Source organism: Microbacterium indicum DSM 19969, assembly GCF_000422385.1.
GTDB lineage: Bacteria > Actinomycetota > Actinomycetes > Actinomycetales > Microbacteriaceae > Microbacterium > Microbacterium indicum.
The window spans coordinates 84,780-110,347 of record NZ_AULR01000003.1 but is presented as its reverse complement, the minus strand read 5'-3'; the positions used below and the strand labels follow the sequence as shown (position 1 = coordinate 110,347).

Below are 25,568 nucleotides of genomic sequence, written 5' to 3'. Positions count from 1 at the left end.
GCGGCAACGGTACCGCGCGCGTCGCCCGCCGCCCTCGCGGCTGCCCGGGCGGCGGGTTCGCGTCGCGGCGCCCCGCGCACCGCCTACCCCCTGGGGGTATTGCCGCGGCGTGGGAGGATGGATCCATGACGCTCAGCCTCGACGACGCCGCCGTGCTGCGATCCGGAGACCCGTCGCTCCCCCTCGTCGTGCTCCTGCACGGCTACGGATCCGACGAGCGCGACCTCTTCGCCCTCCGCTCACGTCTGCCCGAGCAGTTCTCGTACGCGGCCGTGCGCGCGCCACTCACTCCCCCGTTCCCGCAGGGCGGGTGGAGCTGGTACCCCATCGAGGGGCTCGCGTCGCGGGATCCCGCCGCCGTCACCGCCGCCGCCGAGGCTCTCCTCGCGTGGCTCCCCGAGGAGGCCGTCGGGCTCGTCGGCTTCTCGCAGGGCGGCGCGGTGTCGCTGCAGGCGATGCGGCTCGCGCCCGAGCGCTTCGACTTCGTCGTCAACCTGTCGGGCTACTGGGCCGGTGGATCCCTGCCGGGCGACGCCGCCCTCGCCGAGGCGCCCGTCCCGGTGTTCTGGGGGCGCGGCGCCGACGACGCCGTCGTCCCGGCCGAGGCCGTCACGCTGACGACGCTCGAGCTCCCGCCGCACAGCGCGCTCGCAGGCCGCGTCTACCCGGGGCTCGGCCACGCCGTCTCGGACGAGGAGCTCGCCGACCTCGCGGCGTTCCTGCGCCGGCAGGCCTGACCCGCCGGCGCGGGCTCAGGCGAAGAGGCCCGCGCCCACGGATCCGCCGTCCCGCGCGCCCGGCGGGATCGCGAACAGCGCCGACGCCGTGTGGCTCAGGTACTCGCCCATGAGGTCGGTCGACAGGGCGCGCTGCAGCGTCACGAACTGATCGGGCGAGCGCTGGTACGACAGGAAGAACAGGCCCGCGTCGAGCCGCCCGAGCGACGTGTTGCCGTCGACGTAGTTGTAGCCGCGGCGCAGGATCCGGATGCCGTCGTTGTGGTCGGGGTGCGCGAGGCTCACGTGGCTCGCGGCGTCGATCGCGCCGCCCGAGAAGTCAGGCGCCGTCGTCTCGGACCCGCCCGAGAGCGGCGCCCCGTCGGCCTTGTCGCGCCCGACGACGCGGTCCTGCTCGGCGAGGCGGGTGCGATCCCACGTCTCCATGAGCATCGCGATGCGCCTGACCGCGAGGTAGGAGCCGCCCGCGAGCCACGCGGGCTCGTCGTCGGATCCGACCCACACGTGCTCGCGCAGCGCGTCCTCGTCGTCGGCGAGGATGTTCGCGGTGCCGTCCTTGTAGCCGAAGAGGTTGCGCGGCGTCGCCTGGTCGGCGACGGTCTTCGAGGTGCGCCCGAAGCCCAGCTGCGACCATCGGAGGCGCGCGCGGCCGAAGGCGATCCGGGTGAGATTGCGGACGGCGTGGAACGCGACCTGCGGGTCGTCGGCGCACGCCTGGATGCACAGGTCGCCGTCGCTCGCCACGGGGTCGAGGTCGTCGCCGAGGAAGGACGGGAGTCGCTCGAGGGCCGCGGGGCGGCGGTCGGCGATGCCGAAGCGGTCCTCGCCGTCGCTCTCGAAGAGCGTGGGGCCGAAGCCGAAGGTGATCGTGAGGTTCGACGCCGGCAGGCCGAGAGCCTCCCCCGTGTCGTCCGGCGGGGCCTCGGGCGATCCGCCGACGGCGCCCGTCGCGCTCACGTCGAGCCCCTGCGTCATGCGCGACGCAGCGTACGACCAGTCGTCGAGCAGCGAGATCAGGTCGTCGCGCGTCGCGCCGTCGGCCATGTCGTACGCCGCGAACTGCAGGTGGTCCTGCACGGGCGTCGTGATCCCCGCCTGGTGCTCCCCCGCGAAGGGGTGCACGGCATCCGACGCCGCGTCGCCGCGCGTCGCCGCGACTGCGGCGGTCGCGCCGGCGCCGAGCGCGGCGCCCACGACGCCGGCCCCCGCGACGAGACCGAGAAGTCCCCGGCGGCTGAGACCGCCGGGGACATTCGGGACCTGATCCGAGGTCATCTCACTCCAGGACGGTTGCGGTCAGCTGCGAGAGCGGCTCGGCGAGCGCGTTGAGCAGATCGCTGAGATCGCGCTTGTCGTCATCGCTCAGCTCAGAGTACGAGACGAAGCCGTCCTCGATCGATCCGTGCGCGGCGAGGGCGTCCTCGAGCGCGGCGTAGCCGTCGTCGATCGACGCGACGAGGTCCTCGTCCTTCGTGAGAGCGAAGTCGCGCACGATCTCGAACGCGTTCTTGGATCCCTCGACGTTGGCCTGGAAGTCGTAGAGGTCGGTCCCCGACCACCAGTCCTCCTCGCCCGAGATCTTGCCCGTCGCGACCTCGTCGAGGAGGCCGATCGCGCCGTTCGAGATCGTTCCGATGCCGCCGTCGGTCAGCGCCGCGGCGAAGTCGTCGGAGTGGACGTAGTCGTTGAGCTCGGCGACGTCGGCCACGAGCTGGTCGCCGAACTCGGCGCGCTGCTCGTCGGTCGACGGCTCCCAGTCCTGCCACGCCGACGTCTCGCCGTCGGCGTTGAGCGCGTCCTCGGCCGGGACCCAGAGGTCCTTCTCGATGCGGTGGAAGCCGGTCCAGTCGAGGCCCTCGGCGACGGCGTCGACCTCGCGGTAGTCGATGTGCGGGTCGAGGTCGCCGAGCGATTCGGCGACGGGCTCGATGCGCTCGTAGAACGCGCGGGTCTGCGGGAACTGCTCGCGCGCCGCGTCGTCGTCGCCCGACTCGTACGCCGCGACGAACGCGTCGACCGCCGGGACGAGCTGCTCGACCTGGTCCTTGACGAAGGATCCGTAGAGCGACACCGCCTGCTCCTTGACCTCGGCGTCCTCGCCGCTGACCTCGACGGCGTCTCCCGTGACCGAGAAGGCCGCGCGGCCGACGCCCTCGCCGACCATGCCCGGCTTGCAGAGGGTGAAGTAGTCGCCCGGCTGGGCGACGACCGTCAGGCTGCGCGAGGCTCCGGGGGCGATGTTCTCGACCTCGCCCACGATGCGCAGGCCGTCGTCGGCGAGGAGGTAGAACTCCGTCACCTGGGATCCGCTGTTGGTCACGTCGAACGCGACCGTCCCGCTCGTCGACGTCGCGGCGTCGACCGCGCACGACGTGTCGTCGGCGGCGACGGCGAGCGCGCCGGAGGAGGAACCCCCCTGGTCGTTCGCGACGCAGCCCGTGAGGAGCAGGGCGGCGCCCGCTCCCGCGGCGAGCGCGAGGTAAGCGCGTGGGGTGATCATGATGCTCCTTGCTGTGAGGGTGAGGGGACAGCGGCAGCGGCGCGGGGACGACGCGCTCCCTGCCGCACGCGGCGGAGGTAGATTCCGCCCACGATCAGGAGATAGAGGGCCCACGCGACGACCTGGACCCAGGTCATCTGCGGGGTGAAGCCGAGCGTCGCCTGCAGGATCGCGGCGAGTGCGCCTCCCGGCGGGATCGCGGCGCTCACGTCGAACGCGTACCCGAAGGGGAAGCCCGAGAGGCCCGTCGCGACGAGGCCCGTCGCCTGGTCGATCGGCGCCAACGCGCTGAAGGGGCCCGGCAGGACGCCCGCCTCCTGCAGGTCGTGGAGGCCGTAGGCGAGGACGCCCGCCGCGACGACGACGAGGACGCCCGCGGTCCAGGTGAAGAACCGCCGGAGGTCGAGGCGCACGAAGCCGCGCTGCAGCAGCCACCCGAGGACGATCGCCGTCAGGATCCCGATCACGGCGCCGAGGAGCGCCTGGGGCGCGTCGCCGAACGACCGGACCATCGACCAGAGGAGGAGCGTCGTCTCGATGCCCTCGCGTGCGACCGAGACGAAGCCGATCGCGACGATCGACCACAGGGATCCCGTGAGGAGCGCGCGCTCGGCGCTGCGCTCGAGGTCGGACCGCATCGACCGGGCCGTCTTCTGCATCCAGAAGACCATCCAGGTGACCATCGCGACCGCGAGGAGCGAGAGCCCGCCGCCGATGATCTCCTGCGCCTCGAAGCTCAGGGTGTAGGCGCCGAAGGTCATGATCGCGCCGATGCCGACCGCCAGAGCGATGGCCAGGCCGACGCCGATCAGCATGCGCGGCACGACGTCGCGGCGGCCGGAGCGGACGAGGTAGGCGACGAGGATGCCGACGACGAGCGCCGCTTCGAGGCCCTCGCGCAGGCCGATGAGGAAGGTCGCGAACAACGCGGGGGTCTCGCATTCAGAACGGGGGATCGCGACACGAGCGGTCGCGCGCACAAGGCAAGGCTTGCCTAATTTCAGAAAGCTACGCCGGGGCGGGCCCTCGGGGCAAGTCCGCGCGGGCGGGTCGCGCCGCGTTAAGCTGGTGGGGTCCTGTCCCCGACGAACGGAACGAACCGGTGAGGAACCTCGACGCACACGCGTGACCCGCGCTGATCGTCGACTCCGTTCTCGGAGCATCGCCAGCGCCTTCCCGCGCTGATCGTCGATGCTCGCCCTCCCGGCCGACAGGCCCCGGCACGCCCCGCGTCAGCGCACCCCTCTGCTCTGACAACCGGGAGGCACCATGCCGAATCTCGTCCTCGACCATCTCTCCTTCACCTGGCCCGACGGATCCGTCGCCCTGCGCGACGTCAGCGGATCCTTCGACTCCGGGAGCACGGGCCTCGTCGGCCGCAACGGCGCCGGCAAGTCGACCCTGCTGCGGCTCGCCGCGGGCGAGCTCGCCCCGACCGCGGGGCGCGTCACCGCCGACGGCGACGTCGCGTACCTGCCGCAGAAGCTGACCCTCGACCGCGACCTCCGGGTCGCCGAGCTGCTCGGCGTCGACCGGGCGTTCGACGCCGTGCGGGCCATCGCCGACGGCGACGTCGCGCCCGAGCGCTTCGACGAGGTCGGCGACGACTGGGACGTCGAGGCCCGCGCCCGCGCGGCGCTCGCCGAGGCGCACCTCGACCCCGCGATGCTCGAGCGGCGGGTCGGCGAGCTCTCGGGCGGCGAGGCGATGCTCGCGGCCCTCACGGGGATCCGGCTCCGGGGCGCGTCCGTCACGCTCCTCGACGAGCCGACCAACAACCTCGACCGCGCGGGGCGCGCCGCCGTGCACGACCTCGTGCGCGGGTGGCGCGGCGCCCTCGTCGTCGTGTCGCACGACCTCGACCTGCTCGAGCTCATGGACGACACCGCCGAGCTGTACGACGGCGGCCTGACGGTGTTCGGCGGCCCGTACTCGGCCTGGCGGGAGCACCTCGACGCCGAGCAGGACGCGGCCAGGCAGGCGGAGGCCGACGCGAAGAAGGCGCTCACGCGCGAGAAGCGGCAGCGGATCGAGCTCGAGACGAAGATCGCACGGCGGGCGAAGGCCGGGAAGAAGGCCGCCGAGTCGATGCCGAAGATCCTCGCGAACTCCCTGCGCTCGTCGGCGGAGTCGACAGCCGGGCGGCTGCGGGGCGAGGCGCAGGGGAAGGAGTCGGAGGCGCGAGCCGCGCTCGACGCGGCGGGCCGGCGGATCCGCGACGACGACGCCGTCGCGCTCGACCTGCCCGACCCCGACGTCGCGGCCGGCCGGCGGATCCTGACGCTCTCGGACGGCGAACGGTCGTGGATCGTCCAGGGGCCCGAGCGCGTCGCGCTCGTCGGGCCGAACGGGGCGGGCAAGTCGACGCTGCTCGAGGCACTCGTGCGCGGCGGCGCCGCGCCGGGACCGGTGTCGGCCGAGCTGCACACCGACCGGGTCGCCTACCTGCCGCAGCGGCTCGACGGGCTGGATGACGCCGAGACGGCGTTCGGATCCGTCGCTGCCGGGGCGCCGGGGATCGACGAGAAGGCGCTGCGCAACCGGCTCGCGCGCTTCCTGATCCGCGGGGCCGAGGCCGACCGGTCCGTCGGGACGCTGTCGGGCGGGGAGCGGTTCCGCGTCGCGATCGCGCGGCTGCTGCTCGCGGATCCGGCGCCCCAGCTGCTCGTCCTCGACGAGCCGACGAACAACCTCGACATCGAGACGGCCGAGCAGCTCCTCGCCGCCCTGACGGCGTTCCGCGGAGCGGTGCTGATCGTGAGCCACGACGACGCGTTCCTCCGGCGCCTGGCCCCCGACCTCGTGCTGGAGCTGCGGGACGGCGGCCTCGCGGAGGCCGGCCCCGCGGAGGGCGACGCCGTGTGACGCCGCAGGCACGACGACGGCAGATTCAGTCCCCGGCCATCCCAGCCCCGGCGTGTCGGCCCGGCACCGGACGATCCTGCCGCAGTCGTGCGGCGGGGTCGGTGTCGCCCGGCCGCCGCGCGGATCCCGGCCGCCGTCCGCGCTCCCCCACGCCGGCCGCCCGGCCCCGCCCGCACGACGACGGCAGAATCAGCCCCCGACGCCGCCCGCACGGCGTGTCGGCGGGGTGCCGGACGGATCCGCCGTCGTCGTGCGGCCGGGACCCCGGCCTATGCGGCGAGCGCCGCCTCGGCTTCGCCCTTCGCGGGGCTCGCGATGTGCGCGCGGGCGACGACCACGATCGCGACGACCATGAGCGCCGCGCCCACCGCATACGGCACCGCGTGGCCGAACCCGACGTACAGCCCCGCGACGATGAGCGGCGCGACGGCGCCGATCACGGCCGTGAGCGACTGGGTCGCACCCCCGAGCCACCCCTGTTCGTCGTCCCCGACGGCGTTCGACATCGCGCCGTCCATCGCAGCCTGCGAGGCGCCCTGCCCCGCGGCGAGAGCGAGCGCCCCGACGATGAACAGCCACGGCTGGGCGGCGATCGACGCGACGAGCGCCAGCCCCGCGAGCCCGACGATCTGCGCGGCGATCCCGCTCACGATCACCCCGCGCTCGCCGATGCGGGGCAGCAGGATCCCGAGCAGCACCCCCTGCACGACGATGTCGATGACCCCCACCGCCGCCGTGAGCAGCCCGATCTGAGTCGGCCCCCACGCGATCGCGTCGAGGCCGAGGACGCTGAAGTTGTTGACGAAGAACCCGAAGGGAAGGGCCATGATCCCGAACGCGATCATGAGCCCGCGCAGCGCCGGTCGGCGGAACGCGTCGACGAACACCGTGAACGGCTGGACCTCGCGCATCGAGATCCGCGGGATCCGGTTCTCGGGCCGGAGGCTCTCGGGGAGCAGGAAGATGCTGACGACCGCGACGACGAGCGAAACGGCGGCCGTGAGGAAGACCGGCAGCTGGATGCTGACGGCGGCGAGCACTCCTCCGATCGCGGGGCCGACCATGGTGCCGATCCCCGTGAGCGCGCCGAGGAGCCCGAACCGCCTGGCGCGCTGCTCGGGCGGGGTGATGTCGGCGAGGTAGGCGAAGAGCGCGGGCAGGTCGCCTGCGGTGAGGCCCTGGATCGCCCGGGCGAGCACGAGGATCCACAGGGCTCCCCCGATGCCGAACAGCGTCATCGCGAGGGCCGCGCCGAAGGAGGCCGCGATCACGACGGGCCGGCGCCCGAAGCGGTCGGACAGCCGGCCGAGGAACGGCGCGACCAAGAAGGCGCAGAGCCCGTTGACCGACTCGAGCACGCCGACCCAGAGGGAGAGCTGGCCCTCGTCGGGCACGTACTGCAGGACCACGAACGGGAGGACGGGGAGGACGACGGTCATGCCGACGACGGTGAGCATCGTCAGCGTGACGAGCATGATCCAGGCGCGCTGGGAGCCGCGCGCGGGCTGATTCAGTGAAGTCATGCCAAAACTGTATCAATACCAGTTTCAGAGTCAATACAACTTTGAAGTCGGTAGTCTGACTGCATGACGACCGCCGAGCCCTTGGGCCGCCGCGAGCGCAAGAAGGCCGCGACGCGCAAGAACATCTCCGACGTCGCGACGACGATGTTCCTCGAGCGCGGCTTCGACAACGTGAGCATCCGTGAGATCGCCGACGCCGCCGACGTGTCGCCGACGACCGTCTTCGCGCACTTCCCGCAGAAGGAGGCGCTCGTCTTCGACGAGGACGACGAGCAGCGCGACCGCCTCGTCGGGGCGGTGCGAGATCGGCCGGACGGGGTCGGGATCAACCGCGCGATCCGCGACTTCTACGCCGCGGAGATCGGGCTCAACGTGGACGAGCACGGCGAGGACGTGGCCCGGATCTTCATGCGGTTCCTCCACGAGACGCCCGCGCTGCGCGACTACGGCGCACGGATGTGGCTGCGCCACGGCGACGCGCTGTCCGAGGCGATCGCCGATGCCCTCGGTCTCGACGAGCCGACCACCGAGATCCGGGTCTACGCCCGCTTCGTGCTGCAGCTGCAGACCATGGTGACCGAGAGCGACGACCAGGTGGCGACGCTCGAGGCCGGGTTCGAGATGCTCGAGCGCGGATGGGCACCCGTCGAGCGGCGCCTCACGCGCGCGGGCGGCTGAGCACCGCCCGCAGGAGTACGGCAGATCTCGCCGCCGCCGCGGGGCGCGCGGCGTGTCGGGCAGGTGCCGGCCGGATCTGCCGTAGTCCTGCGCGGGTGGTCGGGCGAAGGCGGCGGGGGACGGTGCGGCGGCAGGTCCGCCGCGGGGCGCGCGCCCCGCGGTCACCGTCTCCCTCGGCGCGCCTGCCGAGGCATAAGCACGGCAGATCTCGCCGCCGCCGCGGGGCGCGCGGCGTGTCGGGCAGGTACGGGCCGGATCTGCCGTGGTTCTGCACCGGGTGGGGTGGGCGGTGGCGGCGGGGCGGGCCCGCGTGTCGGGGGTCGGCGGGAGGATGGATCCATGGACGTTCTGAGCCGGTTCGGCGACGCGACCGCGGCGTGGTTCCGCGGCGCCTTCCCTGCGCCGACCGCGGCCCAGGAGGGAGCGTGGAACGCGATCTCGCAGGGCCGCCACGCGCTCGTCGTCGCGCCGACGGGCTCGGGCAAGACCCTGTCGGCCTTCCTGTGGGCCGTCGACCGCGTGTTCCGCGAGCGGCCCGAACCCGGGGCCAAGCCGACGACGAAGATCCTCTACGTCTCGCCGCTCAAGGCGCTCGGCGTCGACGTCGAGCGCAACCTGCAGTCGCCCCTCGTCGGCATCGCGCAGGCGGCGAAGCGCCTCGGCCTCGAGGCCCCGCAGGTCTCGGTCGGCGTCCGCTCCGGCGACACCCCGTCGAGCGACCGCCAGAAGATGGTGCGCAACCCGCCCGACATCCTCATCACGACGCCCGAGTCGCTCTACCTCATGCTCACCTCGCGCGCCCGCGACACCCTCGCGCAGGTGCACACCGTCATCGTCGACGAGGTCCACGCCGTCGCGGCGACGAAGCGCGGCGCGCACCTGGCGGTCTCGCTCGAACGCCTCGACGAGCTGCTCGACTCGCCGGCGCAGCGCATCGGCCTGTCGGCGACCGTCCGGCCGATCGACGAGGTCGCGCGCTTCCTCGGCGGCTCGGCGCCCGTCGACATCGTCGCCCCGAAGGCGTCGAAGACATTCGACCTCGCGGTGCGCGTCCCCGTCGACGACATGCAGCACCCGCCCGCGCCCGCCCGCGCCGAGGCCGGCCCCGTGGCGCCGGCCGACGACGCCTTCTGGGAGGGCGTCGACGACGGCATGCCGTCGTCGCACGACCCCGAGATCAGCGGATCCATCTGGCCGCACGTCGAGGAGGCGATCGTCGACCGCGTGCTCGCGAACCGCTCGACGATCGTCTTCGCGAACTCGCGCCGCCTCGCCGAGCGGCTGACGGGCCGCCTCAACGAGATCTACGCCGAGCGCCTCGGCCTCGAGCCGCCGCCCGCGGCGAAGGCCGCGCTCATGGGCCCGACCGAGATGGAGACGGGCGGATCCGCCGCCGTCCTCGCGAAGGCCCACCACGGGTCGGTGTCGAAGGACCAGCGCGCGATCGTCGAGGAGGAGCTGAAGTCGGGCGCGCTGCGCTGCGTCGTCGCCACGAGCAGCCTCGAGCTCGGCATCGACATGGGCGAGGTCGACCTCGTGATCCAGGTCGAGTCGCCGCCCAGCGCCGCGAGCGGCCTGCAGCGCGTCGGCCGGGCGGGCCACCAGGTCGGCGAGATCAGCCGTGCGGATCTGTTCCCGAAGCACCGCGGCGACGTCCTGCACACGGCCGTCGTGACCGAGCGCATGCTCCACGGCCGGATCGAGGCGATCGCGGTCCCCCAGAACCCGCTCGACATCCTCGCCCAGCAGACCGTCGCGGCCGCGGCGCTCGACTCCGTCGACGTCGAGCACTGGTTCGAGACGGTCCGCCGCTCGGCGCCGTTCCGCGCCCTGCCGCGCAGCGCGTTCGAGGCCACGCTCGACCTCCTCGCCGGCCGCTACCCGTCCGACGAGTTCGCCGAGCTGCGCCCGCGCATCGTGTGGGACCGCGACCGGGGCGTGTTCGAGGGCCGGCCCGGCGCGCAGCGGCTCGCCGTCACGAGCGGCGGCACGATCCCCGACCGCGGCCTCTTCGGGGTCTTCGCGATCGGCGAGACGACGGGCGCACGCGTCGGCGAGCTCGACGAGGAGATGGTCTACGAGTCGCGCGTCAACGACGTCTTCACGCTCGGCACGACGAGCTGGCGGATCGTCGAGATCACGCACGACCGCGTCAACGTCGTCCCGGCGTTCGGGCAGCCGGGGCGCGTGCCGTTCTGGAAGGGCGACGGTCTCGGCCGCCCCGCCGAGCTGGGCGAGGCGCTCGGCCGGTTCACGCGCGAGATCGCCGCCGCCGATCCTCAGGCGGCGCGCGAGCGCATGGGCGCGGCCGGCCTCGACGACAACGCGCAGGCCAACCTGCTCTCCTACCTCGACGAGCAGCGCGAGGCGACGGGATCCCTCCCCACCGACCGCACGCTCACGGTCGAGCGCGGGCGCGACGAGGTCGGCGACTGGCGGATCATCCTGCACTCGCCGTACGGCATGCCCGTGCACGCCCCGTGGGCGCTCGCGGTCAACGCGCGGATCCGCGAGCGCCTCGGCGTCGACGGATCCGCGGTCGCGAGCGACGACGGGATCGTGGCCCGGATCCCCGACACCGAGACCGATCCGCCGGGCGCCGAGCTGTTCGTCTTCGACCCCGACGAGCTCGAGCAGCTCGTGACCGACGAGGTCGGAGGGTCGGCGCTCTTCGCGTCGCGCTTCCGCGAGTGCGCCGCGCGGTCGCTCCTCATGCCGCGGCTGCAGCCCGGGAAGCGCATGCCGCTGTGGCAGCAGCGCCAGCGGTCGGCGGCCCTGCTCGAGGTCGCGCGGGGCCACCCGACGTTCCCCGTGATCCTCGAGACGCTGCGCGAGGTCCTGCAGGACGTGTACGACCTGCCGTCGCTCGTCCGGATCGCGCGCGGCATCGGCGAGCGACGGATCCGCCTGGTCGAGTCGGAGCCCGCCCAGACCTCGCCGTTCGCCCGCGACCTGCTGTTCGGCTACGTCGGGGCGTTCATGTACGAGGGCGACTCGCCCCTCGCCGAGCGCCGCGCGGCCGCGCTGTCGGTCGACCCCGCCCTGCTGGGCGAGCTCCTCGGCCGGGTCGAGATGCGCGAGCTGCTCGACCCCGACGTCCTCGCGCAGTTCGAGCTCGAGGTCCAGCGCCTCGCGGCCGGGCGCCGCGCGCGGGGCCTCGAGGGCGTCGCCGATCTCCTGCGCCTCCTCGGGCCGCTCGGCGCCGACGAGGTCGCGGCGCGGCTCGACCGCGCCGACGCCCCGCGCGTCGCCGAGCCGGTCGTCGTCGACGCGGCCGGCGACGAGCGGGAGCCGGATCCCCCGCACGCGACCGAGGCCGAGGCGCGCGAGCACCTCGACGCGCTCGTCCGCTCCCGCCGCGCGATCCGGGTGAGCGTCGCGGGATCCGAGCGCTTCGCCGCGATCGAGGACGCGGGCCGCCTGCGCGACGCCCTCGGCACGGCCCTCCCGACGGGCGTTCCCGTCGCCTTCACCGAGTCCGTCGCCGACCCGCTGGGCGACCTCGTGAGCCGCTTCGCTCGCACGCACGGCCCCTTCGCTGTGCAGCAGGTCGCCGATCGCCTCGGCATCGGCGCCGCCGTCGCGCGGCACGCCCTGCAGCGCCTCGAGCAGCAGGGCCGCGCGGTCAGCGGGTTCTTCCTGCCCGATGGCGCAGCCGCCACGCTCGCCGACGAGCCCGAGTGGTGCGACGCCGAGGCGCTGCGCCGCATCCGCATGCGATCGCTCGCGGCGCTGCGGGGATCCATCGAGCCCGTCGATCCCGCGGCGTTCGCGCGCTTCCTCCCCGCCTGGCAGCACCTCGACCGGCCGCTCGAGGGCGTCGACGGCGTCCTGCAGGTCGTCGAGCAGCTCGCGGGCGTCCCGATCCCCGCGAGCGCGTGGGAGTCGATGGTCCTGCCCTCGCGCATCGCCGACTACGCCCCGGCCATGCTCGACGAGCTCACGGCGGCGGGCGAGGTCGTGTGGACGGGCCACGGCGCGATCGCCGGACGCGACGGGTGGGTCGCGCTGCACCCCGCCGACGCCCTCCCCATCACCCTCGCGCCGCCCGAGTCGGAGGTCGACGCCGCGTCGCTCGACGCGCGTGTCCTCGAGGCCCTGGGCCCCGGCGGCGCGATGTTCGCGGGGCAGGTCGTGCTCGCGCTCGACGACCCCGAAGCCTCGACGACCGCCGTGGTCGACGCCCTGTGGCGGCTCGTCTGGGCGGGCCGGGTGACGAACGACACCTTCGCGCCGCTGCGCCAGCTCATGGCGGGCGGATCCCAGGCTCACAAGGCCGCGCGCCGACCCCCGCGCACGCGCTCGTTCCGCGGTGTCTCGTTCTCGGGGTCGTCGGCGCCGCGCCCCGCTCCGGTCGTCGGCGGCCGCTGGTCGGCGCTCCCCGCGCCCGACGGCGACGCCGCGCTCCGCGCCGCGGCCCATGCGTCGCTGCTGCTCGATCGGTACGGCGTCGTCACGCGCGGGTCCGTCCAGAACGAGGGATCCCCCGGCGGCTTCGCGCAGGCGTACCGCACCCTCGCGACCTTCGAGGAGCAGGGCCACTGCCGCCGCGGCTACCTCATCGAGAAGCTCGGCGCGGCCCAGTTCGCGGCGTCTCCGACGATCGACCGGCTGCGCACGTTCTCGGGCCTGCCCGACCCGGCGCCGCTGCGCGCCCGGGTCCTCGCGGCGACCGACCCCGCGAACCCCTACGGCGCCGCACTCCCCTGGCCCGCGCTCGTCGACGTCACGCACCGGCCGGGCCGCAAGGCCGGCGCCGTCGTCGTGATGGTCGACGGATCCCTCGCCCTCTACCTCGAGCGCGGGGGCCGCACGGTCCTGTCGTTCGCCGACGACGACGCCGCGCTGGCGGCCGCCGCGCGGGGGCTCGCCCAGACGGCGGCCGAGCGCCGCCTCGAGACCCTCACGATCGAGAAGGTCAACGGCGTCTTCGTCTACGAGGCGCCGGCGGCGCGCCACCTGCGGGCGGCGGGCTTCGTCGAGTCGACGAAGGGGCTCACCCTGCGCCGGGCGCGGTGACGCCGCGCGCCCCGGCCAGGCACCGCGCGAATCCTGCCAAGCCCGGTTCCCGGGGCGGCCGCCGTCGTAGCCTCGCGGCATGACACAGGACATCGCCGCGCACTACCGCGCGAAGCTGCGCTTCGAGACCGACGCCGCCGACGTGCGCGTGGCGCAGAAGGCGGGCGAGGACTTCGTGCTCGTCGACACGCGCTCGGCCGAGGCGTGGGCGCAGGGCCGCGCGCGGGGCGCGATCCACCTGCCGACGCGCGAGATCGCCGATCGCGCCGCGGCCGAGATCCCCGCGGGCACGCCCGTCGTCGTCTACTGCTGGAGCCCCGGCTGCAACGGCGGCGACAAGGCCGCGCTCGCCTTCGCCGAGCTCGGCTACGAGGTGCGGCTCATGATCGGCGGCTTCGAGTACTGGGCGCGCGAGGGCTACCCCGTCGTCACCGATGCGGGCGAGACGCGTTACCCCGTGGATCCGCTCACGGGCGTCGTCCGCGCCGCTCCCGCGGCCTGACCCCGCGGCGCCTCACGGGCGGGGCAGCCCGGCGTTGGGGTGCTCGTGGCGCTCGGCCGCGAGGGCCGCGGCGAGGTGGTCGGACGCGTCGCCCCAGCGCGACACCGTGATCCGGTCGAGCCCCTGCCACGCGGCGGCTCGGCGCAGCTCGGCCGCGACCCGGTCGGCCGCGCCCGCCGGCCCCTCCCACCAGGCCGACTGCACGAGCAGGGTCGACGCGCCGCGGTCGGCCTTGAGGTCGATGCGCCCCGCGATCCTGTCGTCGACGACGAGCGGCAGGGAGTAGTAGCCGTAGGCGCGCTTCGGCTGCGGCACGTAGATCTCGATGCGGTAGTGGAAGTCGAAGAGCCGGAGCGTGCGATCGCGGAACCACACCACGGGGTCGAACGGGCTGAGGAGCGCCGCGGTCTCGACGCGCCGCGGCACCCGGGCGCCGCGGTGCAGGAAGGCCGGGATCTGCCGCCCCGCCGCGTCGCGCCACCCGTCGACCTCGACGGGGATCAGCTCGCCCGCGTCGACGAGGTCGCGCACCGCCGCCCGCACGTCGACCTGGGCACGCAGCCGGTAGTAGTCGTTGAGGTCGGCGACGGTCGAGACGCCGTACGCGCGGGCGGCGCGGCGCACGAGCTCGCGGATCGCGTCATGCCGCGGCACCTCGGCCGCGAGCAGCTCGGGCGCGACGACGTGCTCGGCCGGCGCGTAGAGGCGCTCGAAGCCCCGCCGCCCCGCGACCACGACCTCGCCCGCCGACCAGAGGTACTCGAGGGCGCGCTTGGCGTGATCCCAGTCCCACCACGGCCCGCGGTCGGCGCGCCGGACGACCGACTCGATGTCGCCGGCGCGCAGCGCCCCGCGGTCGGCGAGCTCGGCGCGCACGCGGTCGACGGCCGACGCGTTCTCGGCCGCCCAGGATCCCCACCGCCCCGAGCGCTCGACGACGTCGGCGCGCCGGAAGCCCCACAGCGGCCAGTCGTCGACGGGCATGAACGCGGCCTCGTGCGGCAGGTACTCGACGAACCGCGCGGGCCGCGACGGCGTGCCGCTCCTCAGGACGACGCGGTCGAGATCGGCCGGGTCGTATGCGCCCAGCCGCGAGAACAGCGGCATGTAGTGCGAGCGCGCGAACACGTTGACGGAGTCGATCTGCAGCACGCCCATGCGCGCGATCTCGCCGCGGATCGCCCGCGTGCCCCCGCCGGCGCGCTCGCGCCCGATCCCCTGCGCCGCCAGCGCGACCCGGCGCGCCTCGGCCGCCGACAGCGTCGTCCTCACCATGCGGTCCACGCTACTGACGGCCTCCGACATGCGACAGGACCCGGATCCACAGACGCGGCATAGGAGCATCACAGCGAACCACATCATGCCCGGGTGAGCATGGAGAGTCCCACCGGGAATACACGCGGCACCCGCCTCGTTGATCCCGATGTCCGGCCATTCCCGATCCCGGAAGGACGACATGGGCAAGAACTACGTCGACATCGATGACGACCAGGGCGGCACCCTGCGCTACCGCAAGCACGCCAACGGTCGCGGCCTCGTCGCGCACGGAGCGAAGGTCTCCCCGACAGCCCGCGTGGAGGCCGGCGCCTACGTCGAGCCCCGCGCCCGCGTGCTCGACGGCGCGCGCATCGCGGCGGGGGCATGGGTCGAACCCGGAGCGGTGATCGGCCCGGGCGCGATCATCGACGCGGGCGCGCACATCGGCCCCGACGCCGCCGTGGGCCCCAAGGCCAAGATCGGCGTGCGCAGCTTCGTGGGCCGCGGCGCCCAGGTCGCGGGCGGATCCCTCATCGGCGACGACCAGACGATCCGCGACGGCGAACGCGTCGCGACCGACCCGCGCGGCCTGCGCCTGGCCGCGTAGCGACACCTCAGAAGGCCACCCCTCCGCGGCGAGGGGTGGCCTCTTCCGTACCCTGGAGGCATGGCGCGTAAGAAGACCGACCCCGAGCCGCCCCCCGCGCGCAGGGACCCGTTCCGCCTCGCCGCCGTTCCCGGCGCGACGCCGGGCAAGTGGATCTCGCGGTGGCGCGAGCAGCGGCCGTTCCAGCCGATCGAGCTCGTGCACGTCGAGGCCCGCGACCAGATCGCCGCGCTGCGCGACGGCCGCGCCGACGCCGTCATCGCCCGCCGCCCCCTCACGGGCGACGACCTGCACGCCGTCGACCTCTACGACGAGATCCCCGTCGTCGTCGCGGGCGCCGACTCGCATCTCGCGGCCGCCGACGAGCTCGTCCCCGCCGACCTCGACGGCGAGATCCTCATCACGCCGCTCGACGACGTGCTCGGCCCCCTCGCGCTGCCGACCGCGGCCCCGTCCTTCGCCCCCATCGAGCGGACGGAGGACGCGATCGCGACGGTCGCCTCGGGCGTCGGGATCCTCGTCGTCCCGATGTCGCTCGCCCGCGCGAACCAGCGCCGCGACGTCGTGACGCGCCCGCTCGTCGGCGGCCCCCTCTCGAGCGTCGTCCTCGCCTGGCTGCGCGACCGCGACGACGACGACGTGCAGGCGCTCGTCGGCATCACGCGCGGCCGCACCGCCCGCTCGTCGCGGTGACACGACCAGCATTCTGAGCAGATCGCCCAGCAGCGGCGCCTCGCTCCCCTAGGCTCTTCGCAATCTGCGTACGCCCAGCGAGGAGCTTCAATGTCGCGAGGACAGACAACCGCCGTGCCCCAGCGCGAGCAGTGGACGGGCCAGTTCGGCTTCATCATCTCGGCCATCGGCTCGGCCGTCGGCCTGGGGAACATCTGGCGCTTCCCCGGCGTCGCCTACGAGTCGGGCGGCGGCGCGTTCCTCATCCCCTATCTCGTCGCGCTGCTGACGGCGGGGATCCCGATCCTCTTCCTCGACTACGCGATCGGGCACCGGGGGCGGGGATCCGCTCCCCTCGCGCTGCGCCGCATCGCGGGCAGGCTCGGCGAGAGCGTCGGCTGGTTCCAGGTCGCGATCGCGGCGCTCATCTCGATCTACTACGCGGGCGTCCTCGCCTGGGCGGGCAGCTACTTCGTGTTCTCGTTCGGCGAGGCGTGGGGCGACGATCCGACGGCGTTCTTCACGGGCGAGTACCTGCACGCGTCGGCCGAGCCCGCGACGCTCGAGTTCGTGCCCGGCGTCCTCATCCCGCTCGTGCTCATGTGGGTCGTCGTCATCGGGATCCTCGCCGCGGGCGTCGTCAAGGGCGTGCAGTGGGCCAACACGATCTTCATCCCGCTGCTCGTCGTCGGCTTCCTCGCGCTGACGATCCGCGCGCTGTTCCTCCCCGGCGCGATCGACGGCCTGAACGAGTTCTTCACCCCCGACTTCGCGGCGCTCGCCGACCCGAACGTGTGGATCGCGGCGTACAGCCAGATCTTCTTCTCGCTGTCGGTCGCCTTCGGGATCATGATCACCTACGCGTCGTACCGCAGGCGCCGGTCGAACATGACGGGCGCCGGCCTCGTCGTCGCCTTCGCGAACTCGTCGTTCGAGATCATCGCGGGCATCGCCGTGTTCTCGACGCTCGGCTTCTTCGCCTTCCAGCAGGGCGTCGCGATCTCGGATCTCGACGGCCTCACGGGCGTGGGCCTCGCGTTCATGACCTTCCCCGCGATCGTCAGCGAGATGCCGGGAGGCGGCTGGAGCGGTGCGCTCTTCTTCGGCGCGCTCGTCCTCGCGGGCCTCACCTCGCTGATCTCGATCCTCGAGGTCGTCATCGCGGCGATCCGCGACAAGTTCGCGCTCTCGCGCGGGCAGGCGGTCGGGATCATCAGCGTGTTCGCCGTGATCTCGATCCTCCTCATCGGCACCACGTCGGGCCTCACGGCCCTCGACACGATCGACCAGTGGACGAACAACGTCGGCATCGTCGCCTCGGCGATCGCGATGACGGTCATCGTGATCTGGGTCAAGCGGCGCGGCGGCGAGCTCGCGCGGCACCTGAGCGCCGTGTCGACCTTCCGCGTCGGCCCGATCTGGGTGTTCTTCACGGGCCTCCTGGCGCCGGCTGTCCTCGTGTGGATGCTCGTCGCGAAGGTCATCGACCTCGTCGCGAACGGGTACGGCGGCTACGACGGCTGGTACCTGGCGGTCGCCGGATGGGGATCCGTCGTCGTCGCGATCGTCGCGGCCGTCGCCTTCCCGCTCGTCCGGTGGCGACACGATCCCGAGCAGTTCGAGCCGTGGCCCGCGGCCGCGCAGCTCCAGACGAAGGGAGCGCGCCGATGAGCGCGATCGCGATCCTGTTCCTCGTCATCGCGGCGGTCGTCGTGTGGGGCGGCCTGCTCGCCTCGATCGGCTTCCTCGCGGCCCGGCCCGAGGTCGCCGAGTACCCCGAGGGCGGCGAGGGCGACTGATCCCGGCGCGCCCTCAGCCGGCGCGCGGGGCCGTGGCGAGGCCGACCTGCTCGTCGAGGTAGCCGTCGAGGGGCCGCAGCCAGCCCGTCTTCGACCACCGCACCTGCAGGCGTCCGTCCGCCCAGGCGAGGGGGCCCGAGTCGGCGCCGCCCGAGACGGCGTCGACGTCGACGGGCTCCCAGTCGATGTGGCAGGTCTCGCCCTCGGCGAAGCCGCCCCGGAACGCCATGCCCCGCATCGACGCGCGCACGCGCTGCGCGTCGGCGGTGTAGCCGCGGCGCACCTCCTCGGCGGCGCGGATGACGTCGCCCACGGCCCAGAGATCCGCGGATCCGAGGAGCAGCACCCCGAGGTGCCACGCGGGCGCGACGGGCTCGATGACGGGCCGCCCGCCGAACGCGCGGCGGAACCGCGACGCCTCGCGCCCCAGCCCGAGCCGCACCTGCGGCACCCCGTCGAGGCGCGAGCGCGCGTCGTCCAGCAGCGCCCGCAGATCGTCCACGGCGTCGACGCTACGCGCTGATGGCTGCCGAGCCCCCGCGCTCGGGGATCTGGATCGGGGCGGGCGCCGGGCGTCCGCCGCCGCGGATCGCGTGGTGGAGGTTCTCCATGCGCTCGTCGAGCTCGCTCGCCGACACCGCCGCCTCGTGCAGCTGGTCGAGCAGCTCCTGCGGCACCTGCCGGTCGTACTTGTAGTAGATCTTGTGCTCGAGGCTCGCCCAGAAGTCCATCGCTATGGTGCGGAACTGCACCTCGACGGGCACCATCACGGTGCCGCGCGGGAGGAAGACGGGCACCTCGACGATCGCGTGCAGGCTCTGGTAGCCGTTGGGCTTGGGGTGCGCGATGTAGTCCTTGACCTCGCGTACGACGATGTCGTCCTGCCCCGCGAGCAGCTCGAAGAGCCGGTACACGTCGGTCACGAAGCTGCACGTCACGCGCACGCCCGCGATGTCGGTGATGTTCTCGCGGATGCTCTCGAGGGTCGCGTCGATGCCCTTTCGCTGCACCTTCTCGATGAGCGAGTCGGGGCTCTTGACGCGGCTCGAGAGGTGCTCGATCGGGTTGTACTCGTGCTCGTGCGAGAAGTCGTCACGCAGGATCTCGAGCTTCGTCTCGATCTCCTTGAGACCGAAGCCGTACTCGTTGAGGAACCTCTGCAGATCGTCGCGCAGCTCCTTCGCCAGCGCGATCATGCGGCCGTCGACCGTGATGTCCGTCATGATCCCACCCTACGGAACCCACCTCGGCCCGGCTCTGACCTCCCTATGAGCCGCCCGTGAGCCGATACCGTGGGCGCATGACTGCTCTGCGCGCGCTCGGCGTCGCGGCGGGAACGATAGCCGCGCCCTTCGCCGTCGCGTACGCGATCCTGTGGGTCCTCACGATCTCCGAGCCCAGGGGCACGGCGGACGGGATCGGGCTCATCGGGCTCGTCGCGGCCGGCGTCGGAACGCTCCTCGCGTGGCCCGCGATGCGCCGCGCGGCGACGCTCTCGCAGGTGTTCCGGCGCGCGCTCGGCTGCGCGGTGGTCGGGCTCGCCGCCGCGGTGTGCGCCGTCGCGCTGGCCGACGGGTCCTTCGCGGAGTTCGCCGTCTTCTTCGTGCCGTACGCGCTCGTGGCCTTCTGCGCGCTCGGCGGCCCGCTGTGGATCGGCGCGGGGGCCGCGATCGCGGGGCGCGCGGCGGGCATCGAGCCCGTCCGGCCGCTCCGCGCGCATGCGCTCGCGTCGGGCGCCGCGGGGGCGGGCGGGATCGCGATCGGCCCGCTCGTCGCGTGGATCCCCGGGCCCGCCGAGGCCGCCTGCTTCGCCGACGGATCCTGGGCCGCCCCGACCGAGCCCGAGACCTGGTCGTGGTTCCCCCTCGGATGGGGCTGCTTCGGCGGCGAGGGCTGGGCCCCGACCGTCCTCTTCGCGTGCGGGATCGGCGCGCTCGCGCTCGCGGCCGGCCTCCTCGTCACGTCCCGCGCGCCGCGGCCCGAGCCGCGCGAGCGGTTCCTCTTCGAGTGACGACGATGCCCCGGGGATCCGCGGATCCCCGGGGCATCGTCCGGGCCGCTACTCGGTCGTGCCGAGGGCCTTCGCGCGCTGCTCGGCCTCGAGACGCTCGGCCTCCTCGCCTGAGATCGCCTCGCCGCGCGCAACCATGCCCGACTCGTGCTGCAGCGGGATCTGCTTGAGCAGGAGCGAGAGCAGGAACGCGACGACGAGGAACGGGATGATGTACCAGAACACCGGCACGAGCGCGTCGGCGTAGGCGCTGATGATCCCGTCGCGCAGGCCGTCGGGCAGCGAGCTCATGATCGACGGGTCGATCGACGCCGCCGACGACGAGGCGTCGGACGCGCTCGCGCCCGCCGAGCTGAACGCGTTCACGAGGTTCTCGGTGAGGCGCGTCGTGAACAGCGTTCCGAAGACGGCGGTGCCGAGCGAGGCGCCCACCTCGCGGAAGTAGTTGTTCGTGCTCGTCGCCGTGCCGAGCTGATCGGCGGGCACGGCGTTCTGCACGACGAGGACGACGACCTGCATGATGAGGCCGAGCCCGACGCCGAAGACGAACAGGAACACGCAGATCAGCCACAGCGGGGTGTCGGCCGCGAGCGTCGTGAACAGGAGGACCGCGCCGACCGTGATCAGGGTTCCGAGGATCGGGTAGATCTTGTACTTCCCGGTCTTCGAGATCAGGATCCCCGACGTGATCGAGGTGCCCATGAGGCCCACCATCATCGGGATCAGCAGGAGGCCGGAGACGGCCGCCGAGGTGCCGGACGCCATCTGCAGGAACGTCGGCATGAAGCCGATGACCGAGAACATGCCGATGCCGATCACGAGGCCGATCGCCGTCGCGTTGATGAAGATCGGGTTGCGGAAGAGGCTCAGCGGGATGATCGGATCCTTGGCGCGCGACTCCACGAAGACGAACGCCGAGGCGGCGACGACGAGGCCGGCGCCCCACGCCCAGGTCGCGGGCGACGACCAGCCGTGGTCGCCGTCCCCGCCGAAGTCGGTGAAGAAGATGAGGCACGTCGTCGCGGCCGACAGGAACACGACGCCGAGGACGTCGATCGGGTTCTTCGCCTTGTGGCTCGGCAGCTTGAGGGCGACGAACGCGATGATGAACGCCGCGATGCCGACGGGGATGTTGATGTAGAACGCCCAGTGCCACGTGAGGTGGTCGACGAAGAAGCCGCCGAGCAGCGGGCCGGCGACGGCCGAGAGGCCGAAGACCGCGCCGAGGGGGCCCATGTACTTGCCGCGCTCGTCGGCGGGCACGATGTCGGCGATGATCGCCTGCGACAGGATCATGAGCCCGCCGCCGCCGAGACCCTGCACGGCGCGGAACACGACGAAGGTCCAGAAGTCGGGCGCGAAGGCGCAGCCGATCGAGGCGAGCGTGAACACCGCGATCGCGATGAGGAACAGGTTGCGGCGCCCGAGGACGTCGCCGAACTTGCCGTAGATCGGCATCACGATCGTCGTCGCCAACAGGTAGGCGGTCGTGATCCACACCTGGTTCTCGACGCCGCCGAGGTCGCCGACGATCGTCGGCATGGCGGTCGAGACGATCGTCTGGTCGAGGCTCGAGAGCAGCATGCTCGCGATGAGGGCGCCGAAGATCGTCCAGATCCGGTGCTTGGTCAGGAGGAACGGTGTCCCCGTGGATGCGGTCGTCGTCATTTCTGTCCTTCGGAGAGGATCTCGCGGGCGTATCCGAGGCGCTCGCGCAGGGCGGTGCGGAACTGGTCGAGGGTGGGCGTGCCCTCGCTCTCGTCGAGGAGCGACTCGACCGCGACGCGGTTGAGCGCACCGACGAGGTGCACGAGGACGGGGGCCCGGGGATCGCCCTCGGGGAGCCCGGCGCGGCGCTCGACGAGGGAGATGGTCAGGGAGTCGGTGGTGCGCATGAGCGCGAAGGCGCGCGAACGCAGCTTCGGCTCGTTCTCGACGAGGGACCCGATGATCCGGGCCTCCCGCTTGCTCACGTCGAGCGCCCCGAAGCGCTCGGCGAAGTAGGTGGCGAGGTCGTCGGCGAGGTCGCCGTCCGCCTCGAGGAAGTGGGTCGACGCGTCGTCGTCCTCCCGCGGCAGGGGGATGCCGAGGACGGCGTCCTCCTTCTGCGCGAAGTGGTTGAAGAACGTGCGGCGGGAGACGCCCGCCTTCTCGCACGCCTCCTCGATCGTGAAGCCCGCGAGGCCGCGCTCCGTCGTGAGGGTGCGCGCGGCGTCGACGAGGCGCCGGCGCGTCTCGTTCCGCTTCTGGGCTCGCAGACCCGGTGCACTTTCGCTCATGAAGTGCAAGTTTGCACTTTTCCCTGTGAGTGCACCCAGACGAGGAGAGGATCCTGAGGGAAGAGGCCCCGATCGGGCCGCAGAGAGAAGGATCCATCATGACCGACATCACGAACGTCACCGTCCTCGGAACGGGCGTCCTCGGATCGCAGATCGCGTTCCAGACCGCCTACGCCGGCTTCACCGTGACCGCCTGGGACATCGACGACGACGCCGTCGCGAAGGCCGGCGAGCGCTTCGCGGGGCTCGCCGAGCGCTACGTCGCGGAGGTCGAGGGAGCGAAGGACGGGAAGTCCGCCGCGGCGCTCACGCGCCTGACCGCGACGAGCGACCTCGCCGCCGCGCTCGCCGACGCCGACCTCGTCATCGAGGCCGTGCCCGAGAGCCCCGAGATCAAGACGTCGACGTGGCAGAAGGTCGGCGCGCTCGCGCCCGAGAAGACGATCTTCGCGACGAACTCGTCGACGCTGCTCCCCTCGTCGTTCAAGGACGCGACGGGCCGCCCCGCGAAGTTCCTCGCGCTGCACTACGCCAACCAGATCTGGGCGCAGAACACCGCCGAGATCATGGGGACCGACGACACGGATCCCGAGGTCTTCCGCACCGTCGTCGACTTCGCCGAGAAGCAGGGCATGGTGCCGATCGAGGTCAGGAAGGAGCAGCCCGGCTACGTGCTGAACTCGCTCCTCGTTCCGCTGCTGAACGCCGCGGGCGCGCTCTACGCGAAGGGCGTCGCCGACCCCGAGACGGTCGACAAGACGTGGCGCATCGGCACCGGCGCGCCCCGCGGCCCGTTCGAGATCTTCGACATCGTCGGCCTCACGACGGCCTACAACGTGTCGGTCATGGGCGACGAGACGTCGCAGAGGTTCGCGGCGCTGCTCAAGGAGAACTACATCGACAAGGGCAAGCTCGGCGTCGCCACGGGCGAGGGCTTCTACCGCTACGAGTAGTTTGTGACGCCCCGTGTCGCCCGCGGTTCCGGGGCGGCGCGGGGCGACCTACCGTAGCCGGAACGCTTTCATCGAGAGAGGATCCCGCCGTGATCAGCCCCCTGCACTCCACCCGTTCCGCCGAGGTGCGTGAGCGTGTCGAGTGCATGTGCGGGCACGGCGGGGTCTGCTCGTCGCACGCTCCGGGGCACGGGCTGTCGCTCATCCAGGCGCGCCTCGCCTCCGCGACGCCGCTCGAGTGGGTCGACGGCATCGTCGAGCACGCCGACGTCGCCGGCGGATCCCTCGTGATCCGCGGGCTCGACGGATCCGCCCACCGCGTGTGGAACGCGTCGGGCGCCGCGCTCGAGGCGCCCGCGGGCACCCCCGTCGCGCTGCACGCGCGCTACCGCGTGCTCGCGGTCGGCCGCGCGCAGTTCAACGTCGCCGAGGTGTGAGAGGGGCGGCTTACGCAGCCGCCTTCATCATCATGTCCTTCATCGCCATGCAGGAGTCCATGCACGCCTGGCAGGCCTGAGCGCACATCGCGCAGATCTCGCTCTCGGCCGCGTGCGCCGCGCACTCGTCCATGCAGACCTGGCACATCGCGATGCAGGCGTCGAGCATCGACATCATGGCGCCGGGCGTCACGCCGTCCATGCGCATCATGGCGCGCATCATCGTGTGGCACATGTCGGCGCCGTTCATGCACGCCGGCGCGCAGTCCATCATCTGCGTCGAGCAGATCGTCATCGCCTGCTCGGCCGCCGAGCACGCGTCCATGCACGCCTGCATGGTCGGCATGTCCATCTCCTCCATGCCCGACATGTCGGTCGTCATGGCGTTCATCATCATGGTGTCCATCGTTCTGCCCCTTCGTCGCTGAGGAGGCGGCCCGCCCGCCCCTCGCGGCCAGGCTATTCCGCGCCGCGCGCGCTGTCGACGGCCCGCCGCGGGTCATCGCCGATGCATGACGACGGCAGATCCGACCCACAGCCGGCGACACGCCGGCGGAAGACGGGCGGGGCTCGGTTTCCGCCGTCGTCGTGCGCGGCGCGCGGCGGGACGCGCCGCGGCGGCACGGCCGAGCCCCCGCCGCGCGGCGCGGCACCCCCGCGGGCACAACCACGGCAGATCTCGGCCGCGGCGGCCGACACGCCGGGGCAAACCGGCCGGAGCCTGATTCCTGCCGTAGTCGTGAACCGCGCGGGTCGGGCAGGCCGCAGCGGTGCGCGGCGCCTCAGCAGGGGGCGGCCGGTGCTTCGGCCGGGCGGGGTGCCGGGCGCCCCGCCCGGCAGGACCACGGCAGATTTCGACTTCAGCGGCCGACACGCCGGCAGAAACCCGGCCGGGCTCAAGTTCTGCCGTCGTCGTGCGCCGGGCGAGAAGTCGACGCTCCCGCGCGGGTCAAGCGGGCGCGGGTCAGGCGGGCGCGGAGGCGGGGTGGGCCGGCGGGATCTCGCAGACGCCCGTCTCGGGGTCGCAGACGACCGCGTCGTCGGCCGCGAGGAACGTCAGGAGCTTCGGGTCAGACACCCGCGGCCGCCTGCTCGATCGCCTGGCCGTAGGCCTCGGTCGGAACCGCGCCCGGGATCCCGAGGCGGCGCCCCAGGACCGTGAACGGCACGCCGCGCGCGCCCAGCTGGAGCGCCTCCTCGTGCTCGGCGCGCACGGCGTCGGCGTAGCGGTCGCCCGCGAGGACGTCGCGGATCTCAGCCTCGGGGATGCCGAGCGAGGTTCCGACGCGCACGTGCGTCTCGGGGTCGAAGGCCGCGTCGTCGCCCGAGAAGAGCAGCGTCTGCATGGCCTTCATGAACTCCCACCCGGCGCCGTGGTCGTTCGCGAGGTGCACGAGCCGCAGCATGTCGAGCGTGTTCTGCACCCGGTGGTCGCTGTCGTAGGCGAGGCCCTCGGCCGCGGCGAGCCCGGCCATCTGCCCCTCCATCTGCCGCGCCTGCTCGGTCGTCATGCCCTTCTTGTCGGCGAGGTACTCGACGACGGGCCGCGGCTCGGACGGGAACTCGGGGTCGAGCTGGAAGGTGCGGATCCTGACGTCGATCCGGTCGCGGTGGGGCGAGGCCTCGATGGCCTTCTCGAGTCGCGCGTCGCCCAGGTAGCACCACGGGCAGAGGACGTCGGCCCAGACCTCGATCTCGAGGCGGTCGTCGGAGGAAGCCATACGCGGTG

Annotated in this window: 23 protein-coding genes; 12 read left to right on the top strand and 11 right to left on the bottom strand. The window is 73.0% G+C overall.

Annotated elements, in window-relative coordinates:
- The first annotated feature begins 125 nt into the window (after positions 1 to 125).
- The gene (locus H576_RS0105675) at positions 126 to 737 is read left to right on the top strand and encodes an alpha/beta hydrolase (protein WP_029150141.1); all 612 of its coding nucleotides are present in this window, start codon (positions 126 to 128) and stop codon (positions 735 to 737) included.
- 15 nt (positions 738 to 752) lie between these two features.
- On the opposite strand, the gene efeB is transcribed toward H576_RS0105675, so the two are convergent.
- The 3 genes from efeB to efeU are packed head-to-tail and all read right to left on the bottom strand — an operon-like array spanning position 753 to position 4,163.
- Entirely contained in the window at positions 753 to 2,012 is a 1,260-nt protein-coding gene (gene efeB, locus H576_RS0105670; protein WP_029150140.1) for an iron uptake transporter deferrochelatase/peroxidase subunit, read from the bottom strand.
- A 1-nt stretch (position 2,013) separates the two neighbouring features.
- Positions 2,014 to 3,237, bottom strand: coding sequence for an iron uptake system protein EfeO (gene efeO, locus H576_RS0105665; RefSeq protein WP_029150139.1), 1,224 nt, complete (start codon positions 3,235 to 3,237; stop codon positions 2,014 to 2,016).
- The gene (gene efeU / locus H576_RS0105660) at positions 3,234 to 4,163 is read right to left on the bottom strand and encodes an iron uptake transporter permease EfeU (RefSeq protein ID WP_029150138.1); all 930 of its coding nucleotides are present in this window, start codon (positions 4,161 to 4,163) and stop codon (positions 3,234 to 3,236) included. The genes efeO and efeU overlap by 4 nt, the downstream gene beginning before the upstream one ends.
- 343 nt (positions 4,164 to 4,506) lie before the next feature.
- Here efeU and H576_RS0105655 point away from each other — a divergent pair, with 343 nt between their 5' ends.
- Positions 4,507 to 6,102, top strand: coding sequence for an ABC-F family ATP-binding cassette domain-containing protein (locus H576_RS0105655; protein WP_029150137.1), 1,596 nt, complete (start codon positions 4,507 to 4,509; stop codon positions 6,100 to 6,102).
- A gap of 269 nt (positions 6,103 to 6,371) precedes the next feature.
- Here H576_RS0105655 and H576_RS14475 read toward each other — a convergent pair whose 3' ends face one another.
- Positions 6,372 to 7,625, bottom strand: coding sequence for an MFS transporter (locus H576_RS14475; protein WP_245559118.1), 1,254 nt, complete (start codon positions 7,623 to 7,625; stop codon positions 6,372 to 6,374).
- 63 nt (positions 7,626 to 7,688) lie between these two features.
- Here H576_RS14475 and H576_RS0105645 point away from each other — a divergent pair, with 63 nt between their 5' ends.
- From H576_RS0105645 to H576_RS0105635, 3 genes are all read left to right on the top strand, one after another.
- Positions 7,689 to 8,303 (top strand): TetR/AcrR family transcriptional regulator, encoded by a 615-nt coding sequence (locus H576_RS0105645; protein ID WP_029150136.1) that lies wholly within the window; start codon positions 7,689 to 7,691, stop codon positions 8,301 to 8,303.
- A gap of 339 nt (positions 8,304 to 8,642) precedes the next feature.
- Positions 8,643 to 13,322: an Lhr family ATP-dependent helicase gene (locus H576_RS0105640; RefSeq protein ID WP_029150135.1), complete on the top strand. Its 4,680-nt coding sequence runs from the start codon at positions 8,643 to 8,645 to the stop codon at positions 13,320 to 13,322.
- Between the two features lie 79 nt (positions 13,323 to 13,401).
- A complete protein-coding gene (locus H576_RS0105635; RefSeq protein ID WP_029150134.1) occupies positions 13,402 to 13,824 on the top strand; it encodes a rhodanese-like domain-containing protein in 423 nt (140 codons plus the stop codon).
- Positions 13,825 to 13,836: 12 nt separating this feature from the next.
- Here the strand turns inward: H576_RS0105635 and H576_RS14470 are convergent, their stop codons facing one another.
- Positions 13,837 to 15,099, bottom strand: a complete 1,263-nt coding sequence (locus H576_RS14470) for a winged helix-turn-helix domain-containing protein (RefSeq protein ID WP_036319469.1) — start codon at positions 15,097 to 15,099, stop codon at positions 13,837 to 13,839.
- A 181-nt stretch (positions 15,100 to 15,280) separates the two neighbouring features.
- Between H576_RS14470 and H576_RS0105625 the strand changes: the two genes are divergently transcribed.
- From H576_RS0105625 to H576_RS16585, 4 genes are all read left to right on the top strand, one after another.
- Complete coding sequence (locus H576_RS0105625; protein WP_029150133.1) at positions 15,281 to 15,688, top strand: transferase; 408 nt, start codon at positions 15,281 to 15,283, stop codon at positions 15,686 to 15,688.
- Between the two features lie 60 nt (positions 15,689 to 15,748).
- Positions 15,749 to 16,381 carry a LysR substrate-binding domain-containing protein gene (locus H576_RS0105620; protein ID WP_051172229.1) on the top strand — a complete coding sequence of 211 codons (633 nt, stop codon included), beginning with the start codon at positions 15,749 to 15,751 and terminating at the stop codon, positions 16,379 to 16,381.
- A 90-nt stretch (positions 16,382 to 16,471) separates the two neighbouring features.
- On the top strand, positions 16,472 to 18,031 hold the full coding sequence (locus H576_RS0105615; protein WP_029150131.1) for a sodium-dependent transporter: 1,560 nt from the start codon (positions 16,472 to 16,474) through the stop codon (positions 18,029 to 18,031).
- Positions 18,028 to 18,159: a MetS family NSS transporter small subunit gene (locus H576_RS16585; protein ID WP_156888137.1), complete on the top strand. Its 132-nt coding sequence runs from the start codon at positions 18,028 to 18,030 to the stop codon at positions 18,157 to 18,159. The genes H576_RS0105615 and H576_RS16585 overlap by 4 nt, the downstream gene beginning before the upstream one ends.
- A gap of 13 nt (positions 18,160 to 18,172) precedes the next feature.
- On the opposite strand, the gene H576_RS0105605 is transcribed toward H576_RS16585, so the two are convergent.
- Positions 18,173 to 18,661, bottom strand: a complete 489-nt coding sequence (locus H576_RS0105605) for a hypothetical protein (RefSeq protein WP_029150130.1) — start codon at positions 18,659 to 18,661, stop codon at positions 18,173 to 18,175.
- 10 nt (positions 18,662 to 18,671) lie between these two features.
- Entirely contained in the window at positions 18,672 to 19,382 is a 711-nt protein-coding gene (locus H576_RS14465) for a GTP pyrophosphokinase (RefSeq protein ID WP_051172227.1), read from the bottom strand.
- Between the two features lie 77 nt (positions 19,383 to 19,459).
- On the opposite strand from H576_RS14465, the gene H576_RS14460 reads away from it, so the two are divergent.
- Positions 19,460 to 20,170 carry a hypothetical protein gene (locus tag H576_RS14460; protein WP_036319467.1) on the top strand — a complete coding sequence of 237 codons (711 nt, stop codon included), beginning with the start codon at positions 19,460 to 19,462 and terminating at the stop codon, positions 20,168 to 20,170.
- Positions 20,171 to 20,218: 48 nt separating this feature from the next.
- Here H576_RS14460 and H576_RS0105590 read toward each other — a convergent pair whose 3' ends face one another.
- A complete protein-coding gene (locus tag H576_RS0105590) occupies positions 20,219 to 21,838 on the bottom strand; it encodes an MDR family MFS transporter (RefSeq protein ID WP_029150129.1) in 1,620 nt (539 codons plus the stop codon).
- Entirely contained in the window at positions 21,835 to 22,449 is a 615-nt protein-coding gene (locus H576_RS14455) for a TetR/AcrR family transcriptional regulator (protein WP_036319464.1), read from the bottom strand. The genes H576_RS0105590 and H576_RS14455 overlap by 4 nt, the downstream gene beginning before the upstream one ends.
- Before the next feature lie 98 nt (positions 22,450 to 22,547).
- Between H576_RS14455 and H576_RS0105580 the strand changes: the two genes are divergently transcribed.
- Entirely contained in the window at positions 22,548 to 23,402 is an 855-nt protein-coding gene (locus H576_RS0105580) for a 3-hydroxyacyl-CoA dehydrogenase (RefSeq protein ID WP_029150128.1), read from the top strand.
- Between the two features lie 89 nt (positions 23,403 to 23,491).
- Positions 23,492 to 23,839 (top strand): hypothetical protein, encoded by a 348-nt coding sequence (locus H576_RS0105575; RefSeq protein ID WP_029150127.1) that lies wholly within the window; start codon positions 23,492 to 23,494, stop codon positions 23,837 to 23,839.
- Positions 23,840 to 23,849: 10 nt separating this feature from the next.
- Here H576_RS0105575 and H576_RS0105570 read toward each other — a convergent pair whose 3' ends face one another.
- Positions 23,850 to 24,245 carry a four-helix bundle copper-binding protein gene (locus H576_RS0105570; RefSeq protein ID WP_029150126.1) on the bottom strand — a complete coding sequence of 132 codons (396 nt, stop codon included), beginning with the start codon at positions 24,243 to 24,245 and terminating at the stop codon, positions 23,850 to 23,852.
- A gap of 664 nt (positions 24,246 to 24,909) precedes the next feature.
- On the bottom strand, positions 24,910 to 25,560 hold the full coding sequence (locus H576_RS0105560) for a DsbA family oxidoreductase (RefSeq protein ID WP_029150125.1): 651 nt from the start codon (positions 25,558 to 25,560) through the stop codon (positions 24,910 to 24,912).
- Positions 25,561 to 25,568 lie beyond the last annotated feature (8 nt).

What these genes read in the sequence shown, in the direction of transcription:
- H576_RS14460 (WP_036319467.1), top strand. Translation starts at nt 19,460, where the DNA reads ATGACTGCTCTGCGCGCGCTCGGCGTCGCGGCGGGAACGATAGCCGCG.
- H576_RS0105625 (WP_029150133.1), top strand. Translation starts at nt 15,281, where the DNA reads ATGGGCAAGAACTACGTCGACATCGATGACGACCAGGGCGGCACCCTG.
- H576_RS14470 (WP_036319469.1), bottom strand. Translation starts at nt 15,099, where the DNA reads ATGGTGAGGACGACGCTGTCGGCGGCCGAGGCGCGCCGGGTCGCGCTG.
- H576_RS0105570 (WP_029150126.1), bottom strand. Translation starts at nt 24,245, where the DNA reads ATGGACACCATGATGATGAACGCCATGACGACCGACATGTCGGGCATG.
- H576_RS0105635 (WP_029150134.1), top strand. Translation starts at nt 13,402, where the DNA reads ATGACACAGGACATCGCCGCGCACTACCGCGCGAAGCTGCGCTTCGAG.
- H576_RS0105560 (WP_029150125.1), bottom strand. Translation starts at nt 25,560, where the DNA reads ATGGCTTCCTCCGACGACCGCCTCGAGATCGAGGTCTGGGCCGACGTC.
- H576_RS0105590 (WP_029150129.1), bottom strand. Translation starts at nt 21,838, where the DNA reads ATGACGACGACCGCATCCACGGGGACACCGTTCCTCCTGACCAAGCAC.
- H576_RS14475 (WP_245559118.1), bottom strand. Translation starts at nt 7,625, where the DNA reads ATGACTTCACTGAATCAGCCCGCGCGCGGCTCCCAGCGCGCCTGGATC.
- efeB (WP_029150140.1), bottom strand. Translation starts at nt 2,012, where the DNA reads ATGACCTCGGATCAGGTCCCGAATGTCCCCGGCGGTCTCAGCCGCCGG.
- H576_RS0105640 (WP_029150135.1), top strand. Translation starts at nt 8,643, where the DNA reads ATGGACGTTCTGAGCCGGTTCGGCGACGCGACCGCGGCGTGGTTCCGC.
- H576_RS0105655 (WP_029150137.1), top strand. Translation starts at nt 4,507, where the DNA reads ATGCCGAATCTCGTCCTCGACCATCTCTCCTTCACCTGGCCCGACGGA.
- H576_RS0105615 (WP_029150131.1), top strand. Translation starts at nt 16,472, where the DNA reads ATGTCGCGAGGACAGACAACCGCCGTGCCCCAGCGCGAGCAGTGGACG.
- H576_RS0105675 (WP_029150141.1), top strand. Translation starts at nt 126, where the DNA reads ATGACGCTCAGCCTCGACGACGCCGCCGTGCTGCGATCCGGAGACCCG.
- H576_RS14455 (WP_036319464.1), bottom strand. Translation starts at nt 22,449, where the DNA reads ATGAGCGAAAGTGCACCGGGTCTGCGAGCCCAGAAGCGGAACGAGACG.
- H576_RS16585 (WP_156888137.1), top strand. Translation starts at nt 18,028, where the DNA reads ATGAGCGCGATCGCGATCCTGTTCCTCGTCATCGCGGCGGTCGTCGTG.
- H576_RS0105645 (WP_029150136.1), top strand. Translation starts at nt 7,689, where the DNA reads ATGACGACCGCCGAGCCCTTGGGCCGCCGCGAGCGCAAGAAGGCCGCG.
- efeO (WP_029150139.1), bottom strand. Translation starts at nt 3,237, where the DNA reads ATGATCACCCCACGCGCTTACCTCGCGCTCGCCGCGGGAGCGGGCGCC.
- H576_RS0105620 (WP_051172229.1), top strand. Translation starts at nt 15,749, where the DNA reads ATGGCGCGTAAGAAGACCGACCCCGAGCCGCCCCCCGCGCGCAGGGAC.
- H576_RS0105580 (WP_029150128.1), top strand. Translation starts at nt 22,548, where the DNA reads ATGACCGACATCACGAACGTCACCGTCCTCGGAACGGGCGTCCTCGGA.
- H576_RS14465 (WP_051172227.1), bottom strand. Translation starts at nt 19,382, where the DNA reads ATGACGGACATCACGGTCGACGGCCGCATGATCGCGCTGGCGAAGGAG.